The organism is Nautilia abyssi, from assembly GCF_055388085.1.
Genome location: NZ_AP042376.1, coordinates 752451 through 765414, shown reverse-complemented (window position 1 = coordinate 765414; position 12964 = coordinate 752451). Strand labels below are relative to the sequence as shown.

Here is a 12964-nt window from a genome sequence, read left to right as displayed (position 1 = left end):
GAATATATGGAAAATCTGGTAAAAATTGAAAACGGATATTATTATTACGAAGATTATCTGGCGTTGGATAATATAAATATCGATATCACCGAAAAAGAAAAAGTTATTCTTTTAGGAAATAACGGAAGCGGTAAATCTACTTTGTTAAGGGTAATGGCGGGACTGTATTTTTTGAAAAAAGGGGCATATTATTTTGAGGGAAAACTGATAAAAAAAAGAAACGTAAAAAAAGAATTCAGAAGCAAAGTCGGAATTCTGTTTCAAAACCCGGAAGCTATGATATTTAATCCTACAGTATACGATGAAATAGCTTTTTCTCTTAAAGAGTTCGGTTTTGACGATATTGATGACAGGGTAATCAGTATTGCAAAAAAATTCGGAATAGAAAAACTTTTGAAAAAATCTCCTTTAGAGTTAAGCGGCGGGGAGAAACAAAAAGTAATGCTTAGCGCAATAATGGTGTATGAACCTAAAATTTTACTTTTAGACGAACCTACGGCAGCCATGGATCCAAGAACTACCGGGTGGTTTATTGATTTTATATATGAACTTGATCTTACCTGTGTAATCGCCACACATGATTTGGCCGTAGGATATGAACTCAGTGACAGAGCCGTTGTAATGAGTGAAAAACATAAAATAATATATGACGGGGATATGGAACAGTTGATGGGAGATATAGACACTTTGGTTGAAGCTAATCTTATTCATAAACATAAACACAAACATAAAAAATTTATACATTCTCACTATCATTTACACTTCTAACAGTCCAAAACATATACAAGAAAAATCAAATTTTAAGTTTTTTTTAAATTTTCAGTGTATAATACCGGTAAATTACAATTCATAAGGAGTGAATATGTGTGAAAACTGCGGATGTTCAACTGGACACAGTCATGATCATAAACATGAAACAATTAACGAAGATATTAAAAATAATCCTCAATTATCTCACAAAGTTACGGTAATTGAGAAAATTCTTTCTAAAAACAACGCAATGGCGGATGAAATCAGAAAAACTTTTGATGAACATAAAATTACTTGTTTTAATATGATGAGTTCTCCCGGAAGCGGTAAAACTACCACACTGGAAAATCTGGCGGACAGACTGCCTTATAAATTCGGGGTAATCGAGGGAGATTTAGAAACAAGCAGAGATGCAGAGAGAATTAGAAACAAAGGTATCTGGTCTTTTCAGCTTCAAACAGGAAGAGCATGTCATCTTGACGCCGGAATGGTTAAACACGCTATGCCTGAATTTCCTTTTGATGATGTTGAAGTGGCTTTTATAGAAAACGTTGGAAACCTTGTGTGTCCTGCAAGCTATGATGTCGGAGCACATTACAATATGGTATTTGTAAGTGTGCCTGAAGGAGACGATAAAATTGAGAAATATCCTGTAATGTTTAGAAAAGCCAACATAGTTGTTATTACAAAAGCGGACATGGTTGATTATTTTGATTTTGATATCGACAGAGCAATTGAAAATGCCAGAAAACTAAAACCAGGAGTGCCTGTAGTGCTGCTTAATAATAAAACAGGCGAAGGTTTGGATGAAATAATCGAATGGATTAAGCAAAAAAGAGAAGAACATTTAAACTCGCTCAAAAATCAGTAATTTTGAGCGCAAAAAAAAGGAGAAAATATGTGTTTGGCAATTCCTAGCAAAGTTTTGAGTATAGATGAAAACAACATAGCGGAAGTTGATACTTTAGGCGTAAAAAGACAGGTTAGCCTTGACTTGATTCAAGAAGAAGTTAAACCTGGCGATTATGTGCTTATCCATGTTGGATACGCAATGGGTAAAATAGACGAAAAAGAAGCGCTCGAGAGTATAGAGGTGTATAAAATGCTTGCAGAAGCCGCCATGAACGAGGATTTTGAAATAGATCCCGAACGGCTTGTAACAGAAGACGGTCCTTTATTATACAAACCGGAAGAAGAGGAAAACAAATAAAAAAATAACGGAGCTGAAAAATGAGCGATTTAACACTTAAAGATTTATATTTTAAATTCAGAGATCCTACGGCTATGAAAACGTTAGCCGAACTAATAAGAAAAGAAGCAAAAGATCTTAAAGAACCTATGAGGGTTATGGAAATTTGCGGAGGTCATACACATACGATTATGAAATACGGAATTAAGCAGCTGCTTCCGGATAATATCGAGTTTATTCACGGTCCCGGATGTCCTGTGTGCGTTATGCCAAAAGAAAGAATTGACCACGCGATTGAGCTTGCAAAACAGGAAGGTGTGATTTTAGCTACTCTGGGAGATATGATAAGAGTTCCCGGAAGCAAAAGCTCTCTTGCCAAAGTAAGGGCGGAAGGAGCTGATGTAAGACCTCTTCATTCAACTCTTGACGTGCTTAAAATCGCAAAAGAAAACCCTGATAAAAAAGTTGTGTTCTTTGCTATAGGTTTTGAAACAACAACTCCTATGACGGCTGCTTTAATGGAAAGAGCCTTTAAAGAAGGTGTTAAGAATATTTATTACCATATTAACCACGTTCTTGTCCCGCCTCCTATGAGAGCAATTATGGACAGCGGAGAAGCAAAGATTAACGCATTTATAGGTCCTAGCCACGTGAGTGTTATAATCGGTGCAAAAAGTTATCAGTTTTTGGTTGACAGATATAATACGCCTGTCGTTGTAGCGGGCTTTGAACCGGTTGACGTTATGGAAAGTATTTTGATGCTTGTAAGGCAAAAATTAAAAGGCGAGCCTAAAGTTGAAATCCAGTATAAACGTGCTACTACATGGGACGGAAACGTTCTTGCTCAAAAAATGATAGACAAGTATATGGACGTAAGAGATACATTCAGATGGAGAGGGCTTGGGGATATTCCTAAAAGCGCTCTTAAATTAAGAGAGGAATATGCCGAGTTTGATGCTGAAAAAGTATTTGCAGACATATTGCCAAACGAACCTATTGACGATCATAAACTGTGTATCTGCGGACAGATTTTAAGAGGGCTTGCAAAACCTACCGACTGTAAAGTGTTTGGTAGCGCCTGTACGCCTAGCAGCCCGCTTGGAAGCTGTATGGTTAGTGATGAGGGTGCATGTAACGCATATTACAGATATGCAAGATAATAAGGAGTTTAAATGAAAATTACATTGGCATTCGGCGGCGGCGGAGAAGAAACAAATAAATTAATAAACGACCTGTTTTATAAAAATTTTTCAAATCCTGTATTGGAATCGGCTGAAGATGCGGCTGTAGTGGAAATGAACGGAAAAACGGCATTTACAACTGACAGTTTTACAGTCAGTCCTATATTTTTTAACGGAGGAAATATCGGAAAGCTGGCGGTAGCCGGAACATGCAACGATTTAGCGATGATGGGTGCCGAGCCGCAGTTTTTGACATGTGGGTTTATGATTGAAGAGGGGCTTGAATTCAGCGAGCTTGAAAAGATTGTAAAAACAATGGCAAAAGAACTTGAAAAAGCGGGAGCTAAGATTGTCGCAGGTGATACGAAAGTCGTTCCGGCAGGAAGTGTTGATAAGATATTTATAAATACTTCCGGAATAGGGAAAATTATTAAACCTGGAATAAGCGCACATAATTTAAAAGAAGGCGATGTTATTATTGTAAGCCGTGATATCGGAAGACACGGAACGGTCGTAATGGCACACAGATATGAGGTTGAAACGGATCTGGAAAGCGACTGTAAAGTTTTATGGGACGAAGTAAAAGCTCTTATTGATGCGGATATTGATATTAAAGCGATGAGAGATGCCACAAGAGGAGGGCTTAGCGCCGTTCTAAATGAATGGGCACAGGCCAGTAATGTAGGTATTGAGGTGTATGAAGATAAACTGCCGATTTCTGATGAGGTAATAGGTCTTTGTGAGATTTTCGGTTTTGAGCCTCTGGATTTGGCAAATGAAGGAACATTTATTGTCGCAGTTGATAAAAAAGATGCTCAAAAAGCTGAAGAAATATTAAGAAAATTTAATTCGTCTGCAAGTATTATAGGCAGCGTAAACAGCGATAAAAAGGTTGTGTTAAAATCTCCTTGGGGAAGTAAAAGATATATTGAACTGCCAAAAGGTGAATTATTGCCGAGAATTTGCTAAAATTACATAAATGAATAATTATTTATGAGGGGGCTTTGTGAGTAAACAAGAACAGATAGTCCGAATGTTTGACTCTATTGCAAACAGATATGACTTTGTAAATAGGGTTTTGACATTCGGAATAGATAAAAAATGGCGTCAGAACGCTATAAAAGACGCATTAAACGCAATTGATAAAAAAGAAGTGAAAATTTTGGATGTTGCATGCGGTACAGGCGATATGATTGAAATATGGCAAAAAGAAGCGTCTAAAAAGAATATATCTACTCGTATCTGCGGACTGGACCCTAGCGTGGGAATGCTTGAAGTAGCAAAAAACAGGTTTCCGAGTTTAAAATTTTATAATGCCTACGCTACGGATATACCTTGTCAAAACAATACGATAGACGGTATAAGCATTTCTTTTGGAATCAGAAACGTACTGGAAATTAAAAAAGCTATAAGCGAATTCCACAGAGTGCTGAAAACCGGAGGAATTGTTTTGGTGCTTGAATTTGTCAAAGCTGAAAATCCTAACAAATTCAGAAAATGTGTGGATTTTTATTCAAATAAGTTTTTGCCTAAAATCGGAGGAATATTGAGTAAGAATAAAGAAGCTTATGAGTATCTTCCTAATTCTATAGAAAATTTTTATACTCCAAGCGAGTTAATAGGGCTTTTTGAAGAATCCGGATTCAGCACTTTAAAACATGACAGTTATAACTTTGGACAGGTAGGGGTCTTTATATTTAGAAAGTAAGGGATTTATAAAGACTCCTTTGCTTCTTTTATCTATTTAGTGACAGACACTAGCTGTTGATAAAAGAAAAATTTAAAATAAATAATATATATCTAAATAATAATTTGTAAAAAATTTAGGTCAAACGCTGTCATTATAAATAATACAAAAAAGAGGGGGGCTATCCTCCTCCTACAAAATTAAGAGCCTCTATTTTGTCATTTTCATGAAGAGTGTATTTGTCCCATTCGTCTTTTTTTACAATTTTCATATTAACGGCTACAGCCATTGTTTTATCAAGCACTTTTAAATCTTCTAAAAGCTTCTTGATTGTTGTGTTTTGTGCTATGTCTTTTTCGTGTCCGTTTATTATTATTTTCATCGCTTTCCTTAAAGAGTGATTTCTTTAATATCTGCAATATCAAGAAATTCTTTATAGATTGACGCGATAAGGCTTTTTCTGTTGTGTCTTACTTTTTCATCTTCAACATTTACCATTACGTTATCAAAGAATTTGTCAATCAGAGGTTTTAACGAAATTAAAAAGTCCAGTTTTTCTTCAAGGTTGTCTATTTCTTTTACTTTTTTAAATTCATTCCATAAAATTCTCTCTTCATCTTTTTCAAAAAGATTCTCATCAACACTGATAGTGTTAAGATCAAAATCTTTAACAATATTAGCAACCCTTTTGAAGGTTGTTGAAAGCTCTTTAAAATCTTTAGAATTTACCATATTGTTAATCAGTTTTATTTTTTTGTCTATTTCAAGAAGATTACTTTCACCCGTGGCAAGAACACTTCTTATTACTGACGGATTGATATTATAGAATTTGTACAGTCTTTCAAAAATGAATTCAATCAGCTGATTTGTGTCGAATTCTTTATAAGCCGGTTTTAATTCGTTAATGATTTCTTTAATATCTAAAGGTATACCGTTTTCATTGGCAATTTTAATCATGTAGTTTGCCGCACGTCTGAGTCCGAAAGGGTCTTTGTTTCCTTTTGGAATTTTGCCTATACTAAACAGAGCCATTAAAGTGTCCAGATTTCTTGCAATGTTTAATAATGCTGAGATTTTATTAGAGGCTCTGTCCGTATACTGTTCTTTTATTGCAGTTGCTATTTCGTCATCGATCCCCTGGGCTTTGGCATAGTAATATCCCATAATTCCCTGAAGTTCTGTAAATTCATAAACCATTTCAGTTAGAAGGTCGGCTTTTGCAAGATTAACGGCTTTTAGCAGTTTTTCTTTATCGGCATTATATTTGTCCGCCAGAATTTTTGCAATATTTTCTTCTCTTTTTACTTTATCGTATACGCTTCCTAAATTATCCATGTATACGATATTTTTAAGTCCTTCAATGCTAAGGCCGTTTTTCAGGTCGTTTTCCCAGAAGAATAGGGCGTCGCTTAGTCTGGCTCTTAAAACTTTTTCGTTTCCTGCAATAATTTTTGCAAAATTGTCGGTGTATGCATTGCTTACTACAACAAACGCGTTTGTAAGTTCTCCGTTTTTATATACCGGGAAATATCTTTGGTGTTCTTTCATAGAAGTAATTATTACTTCAGGGGGAAGCACTAAAAACTCTTTGTCAAATTTTCCTAAAAGAGGCGTAGGGTATTCGGTAATCGCAACTATTTCATTAAGAAGGTCTTCGTCAATTTCCACAGTGATATTATGCTCTTTTTGAAGTTTTTCTATTTCTCTTAATATCTTGGCTTTTCTTTCATCCTGGTATAAAATTACTCCGTTTTTGTCCAGTTTGCAGAAATAATCTCCCACGTAGTTTATTTGTATGTCTTCTTTAAAAATTCTATGAGGTTTTGTAATATTTGACGATTTTACACAGTAAGCGTTAAATTCGACGGTTTCATCTTCAAACATACATAAAATCCATCTGACTGGTCTTATAAATTCTTCTTCGCATACTCCCCATTTCATTGTTTTTCCGAAATTTAAAGAATGCAGCCATTCATTAATCATTTGAGGAAGCAGTTCTTTAGCCTCTTTTCCCTGTACTTCTTTTTGGAAATATGAAAATTCTTTGTTGCCTTTAGTTTTGAAAACCACATCTTCAGGAGCTATGCCGCATTTTTTTGCAAAACCTTCAAGTGCTTTAGGGTTTTTTTCAATAATTTCTTTAGGCGCTCCCCATATTTCTTCTACTTTGTCTTCCTGTTTTACCGGGAACTCTCTGTGCCATAATGTTAAACGTCTTGGTGTATAATAAAATGAAAAGTTTGCTTTTAAATCGTATTTTTCTAAAATATCAAGCCATTTTTTTTCTATATTCGGCAGTTCTTTAAGAAGGGGAATTGCAGGAAGTTCTTCAACTCCGATTTCTATTAATAAAGGTTTTAACATTAAGTTTCCTTTTTGTTTGTAATTTTAACAAAATTGTTGTTATAATTTGTAAATTAATTTTTATTTAATTTGGGGAGAAGGATGAAATGAGGTTAATTGCTGTTTTTTTTATGTTGATGAGCTTTCTATTTGCCTCCGAAAGCGTTAATTCACTTCTGAATGAAATTGAAAAAAAAGAAGATCTTTCACAGAAAACGAAACAGGAAAGTTTGGGTATTTCATATATTATTACCAGATATCAACTGGATATGATGCAGGCCAGATACCTTAGAGATGTCTTAAAAAACACTGTCGTAGGTTATCAAATAAGCAGGTATGGTGTGCTGGATCCGTGGAGTGCAAATAATTTACCTTATGCCAGCAGCGGGATAAGGGTTTTTATTGACAATCAGGAGATTACAACTGGGAAGTATGATAACGGTGTTTTTTTATTAGGCAATATTAATCTTTCATTTGTCGATCATATTGAAATATACTATTTAAGCCCTTCATATAAAATAACTACAGAACCCGCATATGTGATAATTAAACTTTATTCGAAAAATCCTAAAAGGGACGAAGGTAAAAAACTTGCTTTCAGTTACGGTTCGTATAATTCCAATTCTGAATACTTTGATACGGCTGACGGAGAAAAAAATTATTATATTCACTTCTCCAGAAGCAGAGTGGGACATAAGGACACTTATATCGACGATAAAAAAATATCAAGAAACGATACTAATTATCACTGCTTCTGGACATATCAAAATGGAAACACAAAATATCTTTTAAACGCAATTTATCATAATCAGGACCCTTTTATGGGTGTTAGCATGGACGGAAAGCTTGACAGCGCTTATGAAAAATATAAAGAGCTTCATTTTGGGATTGAGCAGAAACTTGACCAGGTGAATTTTAAATATACTTTAGATTATCTTAAGGATTCTACCTATTTTTATGAAACAAGCGGGCTGTTTTTAGAGCCCAGCAATACTTATCCTTATTATACTTTAATTCAAAAAGTTGAAACTGATGGGTATGATTTAGTTAATACGTTTAAAATAAATAAAGAATCTAATATTAATAAAAACAGACTGCTTTACGGGTTAAGTTTTAGAAATAAACTGATGGATTATTATACATTGAAGCTAAATGATACAGATATGAATTTTGACGGCATTAAGCAGCAGAATATTGGAACTGTGTTTTTAGAAGACAACATTCAACTTAAAAGAAACTTTATAGTAACAATGGGATATGAATTCAGCCGTTATTATAACGATGTGATAAAAAATTATAATTTACATCAATATAAAATCGGAAGCACTTATTTATATAACAGACAAAATATTGTAAAACTTTCCTATCAGCATTTGGAATATACCGTTCCTCCTTATTTATATAAAACTTTTTTTGGTGACAATATATTAAGACCGCAGAAAAATGATGTTTTTATAGCGAAATATAAAAAAAAGTTTAATACGGAAAATGAAATAGAATTAGTCGGTTTTTACGGGATAAATAAAAATTTTCCAATTATGCAGAAAGACGGAACGTTGATCAGCTTTGACAAGAATATTTACGTAAAAATGCTGGATTTAAAATATCATAAAAATTATGATGTTTTAAATGACTTTATTATTGATTATATATATTTAAAACTGGAAAATGTTCCTTTAAACAGAACATATAAATTTGTGCTTTTAAATACACACAGATACAAACAGTTTGATTTCTTTGAAAATATTATTTATAAGAACAATGAATATAAAGAAAACGGTAAAAAAACAAAAAAAGAAGGAATAGATCTCAGTTTGGGAGTTAAATATAATTATAGCAAGAATCTTTCTTTTTCTTTAAAGGGTGAAAATTTACTAAATGAATCATATGAGCATTCTTTTATCAGAATCGTCAATTTTAATCCTGATGATTTGGAAAAAATAAATACTCAGTTAATCGATAGAAAAATTACTGTCGGAATGGAGTATTGGTTTTGAAAAAAATTATACTGCTGTTTTTTATTTTTTCAGGAATGTTGTTTTCCCAGGATATAGAAGTAAAACTGTTTTCGAAACTGTTTACGACACTGTTTAATAAAAAAACTGTTTTTGTGTATACCGAAAATAAAAAATATCAAAACCTGCAGTCAATTTTTCTTGTAAATGTTAAAGACTGTAAAAAAGCCGATATCGTTCTTGGCATTAGTAAAGAATGTAAAACAAAGCCGCATTTTTTATTGGATTATTATAATTATAAAAAAGATAAAAATGCCATTGGAGCGTTTTACTGGAGAAAAGGCCGTCCTCAGCTGAGATTAAGAAAAAAGATGATATTAAAATATCATCTTTATATTTCTCCTGAATTTGAGGATTATCTGGAATGAAAAAAACAACTTATATCTTGGGTGTTTTAATACTTGTAATGATTGCCTTTTTATTGTGGGCATCAAATATTTTTCAGTCTACGGAATATAAAATAAGCAGGGATTTATTTAGATACCAGATAAAAGAAATGAAATGTTTTATGGGTAAAATCAACCGTTATATTACAGTGAAATATGGTGACAACTTATTAAAAACTCTGCAAAAACATCCGGAATTGAGAAATGAACTGAATTTTTACTTAAATAGTTTCATGACTAAAAAGGTTAAAAATCTTTTTATTGTATATAAACCGGAAAATGAAAAATTTTTCAGAGTTTTGGCTGACGGAAGCAGTAACCCTAAGGACAGATTCGCTTTTAATGAAAAGTTTGAACCGTTGAATGATAAATACTGGTATAAGGTTTTGGCTACGAAAGAACCTATTGTATTTAAGCAGAAAATTAACGATATATGGACCACACTTTTATATCCGGTCGTAAAATTTAACAGGGTTGATTATATAATTGTCGTGGATTTTTCTACACTGCCTCTTATTTTAATAAATAAAAACCTTGAAATTCTTAAAGGAAATTTAAAAGTAATTATTTTTGTAATGATACTATCCGTAATAGTTTTAGTGATTTTCCTTTTTTATGATTGGAAAAGACAACAGGAAATGCAAAAACTTATTTTGGAATTGCAGGTATTAAACGATACCCTGGAAGATAAAGTTAAAGAAGAAATAGAAAAAAACAGGGAAAAAGAAAAACAGCTTATCCTGCAGTCAAGAATGGCCTTGATGGGAGAACTTTTGAGCATGATTGCCCATCAGTGGAGGCAGCCTCTGAATGTAATGGGATTGGTTGTTTCAAAACTGAAATTAAGGTCGCAATTAGGGGTTTTAAGTGAAAATGAAATAAAAGAGGCTATTTCTAAGATTGATGAAATGATTAAACATTTGAGCAATACTATAGATGATTTTAGAAAATTTTACAGAAAAGAGGATGATTTAAAATCTGTCAAGTTATATGATATAATTAATCAGACTTTGAATATAGCCAAGGCTTCAATAGAAAATAAGAATATCCAGGTAAAATTAAATATAAAATGTCCTAAAGAATTGAAGACCTTTCCTAATGAATTAAAACAGGTGCTTTTAAATATTATAAAAAATGCGGAAGATATTTTGGTTGAAAGAAAAATAAAAAATCCGTATATTGATATCAGTGCGTATTATGATAAAAAAGAAAGATTATGCATTATAGAAATAAAAGATAACGCCGGCGGTATCAGAGAAGATATTATAGATAAAATTTTTAATCCATATTTTACTACAAAGGATGAAAGAAATGGTACCGGGCTTGGTTTATATATGAGTAAACAGATTGTAGAAGAAAGGTTAAAAGGCAGGTTAATAGCGTTTAATGATGACAAAGGTGCGGTTTTCAGAATAGAATTAAAGGTCGAAAATGAATAAAATTCAAGAACTTATAAAATTTACAAAACATTTTAATGTTTTGTATGTTGAAGACAATGAAGATGCTAGAAACGAAACAAAACAGATTCTTAAAGATTTTTTCAAAAATGTTATTACTGCGGTTGACGGAGAAGACGGTTTAGATAAATTTAAAAATAATCAAGTCGATGTCGTTATAACTGACATTAATATGCCTAAAATGAACGGGCTGGAAATGATTAGGCATATTAAAGAAATCAAGCCGGATATAAGCACGCTTGTCGTGTCTGCTTATAATGAGACGGAATATTTTATAGAAGCTATCAAGCTTGGTATCGACGGATTTATTTTAAAGCCTTTTGAAATAGAACAGTTTGTTGATATGTTACAAAAAATAGCGCAGAATCTTATTCATAAAAAACAGGCTGAAGAATTTGAAAGCCTTTTAAAGCAGTATCAGAATATTGTCGACAAAAGCGTGATGGTTGCCAAATTCGATATAGAAAAAAAATTTACTTACGTAAACGATGAATTTTGTAAAGTGCTGGGATATGATAAAGACGAAATAATAGGAAAAGAAATTGAATATATTTTACACCATCCTGAAAAAATAAAAGAAGAAATTGAATATTTCTGGAAAAAAATAATTGAAGACAAAAGACTTTGCACCACTTTAATAAAAGCAAATGATAAAAACGGAAAAATTATTTATATAAAAACAATGATTAGTCCTATTCTGGATGAAGAGGGTAATATTATTGAACTTATATCCATTTGTTACGATATCAGTGAAATGATGAAACCTAAAAAACTTTTGTATGATTATATAGAAAACGCAAAAGAACCTTTTGTGGCTTTAATAGAGATTGAAAATTTCCAAAGTTTCAGTAACTTTTTCGGTGAAAAAATTGCTGAAACCATTGAAAACAAATTTGAAGAATACCTCGAAGACCTATTGCCTCGGGGTATAGACAAAATATTTGATCTTGACGACGGTGTTTATGCAATCGTTACCGATTTAAGTCAAGACGGAATATGTTACAGACAGTATATTGAAGAGCTGAAAAATTTACAAAAAAAGATTAATTATTCTCAACTGGATATCGGTGAATTTTTATATGACGTTACAGTAATAATGAGCGTTTCCAAAGGTAAAGAGGCTTTTGAAAATGCCAAAATAGGTATGTTTAAAATTAAATCAAACAAGGACTCTTTTATAGTTGCCGACGGACTTCTTGAAAAAGAAAAAAAAGTGGCTCAGGAAAACCTTCAGATACTTCATATATTAAAAGAAGCGATAGACAATAAAAACATAGTCTGTTTTTATCAGCCTATAATTGATAACGAAACGAAAAAAATAGTTAAATATGAAACTCTAGTAAGGATAGAATATAATAATGAAATTATACCGCCTGCAAAATTTATAGACGTTGCAAAGCAGGGGATTTATTATTCCAAAATTACCGAGATAGTTTTAAGTGAAGCTTTCGATATTGTTAAAAAAATGAAAGATTACGATATTAGTATAAATATCTCTGAAATAGATATCGAAAAAGAGATAGTAAGAGAACTTATTTATGAAATGTTGAGTAAAAATAAAGAATATGCAAAATATGTTACTTTTGAACTGTTGGAAGATGCGGATGTGGAAAAGTATGACGTTTTGCATGAATTTATTAATAAAATTAAAGATCTCGGTGTAACCATTGCGATAGATGATTTCGGAAGCGGTTATTCGAATTTTGTAAGACTGATAAATTATAAACCGGATTATCTAAAACTGGACGGAACGCTGATAAAAGATATTCATAAAGATAAATTTTCTTACAGTGTAGTGAAATCGATTGTAGAATTTGCCAAAGCAAATGAAATTAAAACTATAGCCGAGTTTGTTGAAAATGAAGAAATTTTTAAGACTGTGAAAGAGCTTGGAGTTGATTATTCCCAGGGATATTATTTTGGAAAACCTCAGAGACTAGCTTTATAAGGAAGAAT

The 12964-nt window shown here is 32.5% G+C and carries 12 protein-coding genes; 10 read left to right on the top strand and 2 right to left on the bottom strand.

The window, feature by feature from the left end; all coding sequences use genetic code 11:
* The first annotated feature begins 6 nt into the window (after window positions 1-6).
* The 6 genes from ACZ5EP_RS03825 to ubiE all read left to right on the top strand — a co-directional run bounded on the left by ACZ5EP_RS03825 (window position 7) and on the right by ubiE (window position 4828).
* Window positions 7-768, top strand: a complete 762-nt coding sequence (locus ACZ5EP_RS03825) for an energy-coupling factor ABC transporter ATP-binding protein (protein ID WP_464509517.1) — start codon at window positions 7-9, stop codon at window positions 766-768.
* 94 nt (window positions 769-862) lie between these two features.
* Window positions 863-1621: a hydrogenase nickel incorporation protein HypB gene (gene hypB, locus ACZ5EP_RS03820; RefSeq protein WP_464509515.1), complete on the top strand. Its 759-nt coding sequence runs from the start codon at window positions 863-865 to the stop codon at window positions 1619-1621.
* Window positions 1622-1648: 27 nt separating this feature from the next.
* Window positions 1649-1960, top strand: a complete 312-nt coding sequence (locus ACZ5EP_RS03815; RefSeq protein ID WP_127680005.1) for a HypC/HybG/HupF family hydrogenase formation chaperone — start codon at window positions 1649-1651, stop codon at window positions 1958-1960.
* Between the two features lie 20 nt (window positions 1961-1980).
* On the top strand, window positions 1981-3099 hold the full coding sequence (gene hypD / locus ACZ5EP_RS03810) for a hydrogenase formation protein HypD (RefSeq protein ID WP_464509514.1): 1119 nt from the start codon (window positions 1981-1983) through the stop codon (window positions 3097-3099).
* 12 nt (window positions 3100-3111) lie between these two features.
* Window positions 3112-4089, top strand: a complete 978-nt coding sequence (hypE, locus tag ACZ5EP_RS03805) for a hydrogenase expression/formation protein HypE (RefSeq protein WP_464509513.1) — start codon at window positions 3112-3114, stop codon at window positions 4087-4089.
* A gap of 37 nt (window positions 4090-4126) precedes the next feature.
* Window positions 4127-4828, top strand: a complete 702-nt coding sequence (ubiE, locus tag ACZ5EP_RS03800) for a bifunctional demethylmenaquinone methyltransferase/2-methoxy-6-polyprenyl-1,4-benzoquinol methylase UbiE (RefSeq protein WP_464509512.1) — start codon at window positions 4127-4129, stop codon at window positions 4826-4828.
* 160 nt (window positions 4829-4988) lie between these two features.
* Here ubiE and thiS read toward each other — a convergent pair whose 3' ends face one another.
* Together thiS and glyS are read right to left on the bottom strand one after the other, a co-directional pair.
* Window positions 4989-5189, bottom strand: a complete 201-nt coding sequence (gene thiS / locus ACZ5EP_RS03795) for a sulfur carrier protein ThiS (protein ID WP_127680013.1) — start codon at window positions 5187-5189, stop codon at window positions 4989-4991.
* 8 nt (window positions 5190-5197) lie between these two features.
* A complete protein-coding gene (glyS, locus tag ACZ5EP_RS03790) occupies window positions 5198-7171 on the bottom strand; it encodes a glycine--tRNA ligase subunit beta (RefSeq protein WP_464509510.1) in 1974 nt (657 codons plus the stop codon).
* A 116-nt stretch (window positions 7172-7287) separates the two neighbouring features.
* Between glyS and ACZ5EP_RS03785 the strand changes: the two genes are divergently transcribed.
* The 4 genes from ACZ5EP_RS03785 to ACZ5EP_RS03770 are packed head-to-tail and all read left to right on the top strand — an operon-like array spanning window position 7288 to window position 12956.
* Window positions 7288-9147, top strand: a complete 1860-nt coding sequence (locus tag ACZ5EP_RS03785) for a TonB-dependent receptor (protein ID WP_464509509.1) — start codon at window positions 7288-7290, stop codon at window positions 9145-9147.
* Window positions 9144-9533, top strand: coding sequence for a hypothetical protein (locus ACZ5EP_RS03780; protein WP_464509508.1), 390 nt, complete (start codon window positions 9144-9146; stop codon window positions 9531-9533). The genes ACZ5EP_RS03785 and ACZ5EP_RS03780 overlap by 4 nt, the downstream gene beginning before the upstream one ends.
* Window positions 9530-10990, top strand: coding sequence for a sensor histidine kinase (locus ACZ5EP_RS03775; RefSeq protein WP_464509506.1), 1461 nt, complete (start codon window positions 9530-9532; stop codon window positions 10988-10990). Before ACZ5EP_RS03780 ends, ACZ5EP_RS03775 begins: the two co-directional genes overlap by 4 nt.
* Window positions 10983-12956, top strand: coding sequence for an EAL domain-containing protein (locus ACZ5EP_RS03770; RefSeq protein ID WP_464509505.1), 1974 nt, complete (start codon window positions 10983-10985; stop codon window positions 12954-12956). The genes ACZ5EP_RS03775 and ACZ5EP_RS03770 overlap by 8 nt, the downstream gene beginning before the upstream one ends.
* Window positions 12957-12964: the final 8 nt, after the last annotated feature.

Coding starts and splice junctions, on each gene's coding strand:
- ACZ5EP_RS03825 (WP_464509517.1), top strand. CDS start 7: ATGGAAAATCTGGTAAAAATTGAAAACGGATATTATTATTACGAAGAT.
- hypB (WP_464509515.1), top strand. CDS start 863: ATGTGTGAAAACTGCGGATGTTCAACTGGACACAGTCATGATCATAAA.
- ACZ5EP_RS03815 (WP_127680005.1), top strand. CDS start 1,649: ATGTGTTTGGCAATTCCTAGCAAAGTTTTGAGTATAGATGAAAACAAC.
- hypD (WP_464509514.1), top strand. CDS start 1,981: ATGAGCGATTTAACACTTAAAGATTTATATTTTAAATTCAGAGATCCT.
- hypE (WP_464509513.1), top strand. CDS start 3,112: ATGAAAATTACATTGGCATTCGGCGGCGGCGGAGAAGAAACAAATAAA.
- thiS (WP_127680013.1), bottom strand. CDS start 5,189: ATGAAAATAATAATAAACGGACACGAAAAAGACATAGCACAAAACACA.
- glyS (WP_464509510.1), bottom strand. CDS start 7,171: ATGTTAAAACCTTTATTAATAGAAATCGGAGTTGAAGAACTTCCTGCA.
- ACZ5EP_RS03785 (WP_464509509.1), top strand. CDS start 7,288: ATGAGCTTTCTATTTGCCTCCGAAAGCGTTAATTCACTTCTGAATGAA.
- ACZ5EP_RS03775 (WP_464509506.1), top strand. CDS start 9,530: ATGAAAAAAACAACTTATATCTTGGGTGTTTTAATACTTGTAATGATT.
- ACZ5EP_RS03770 (WP_464509505.1), top strand. CDS start 10,983: ATGAATAAAATTCAAGAACTTATAAAATTTACAAAACATTTTAATGTT.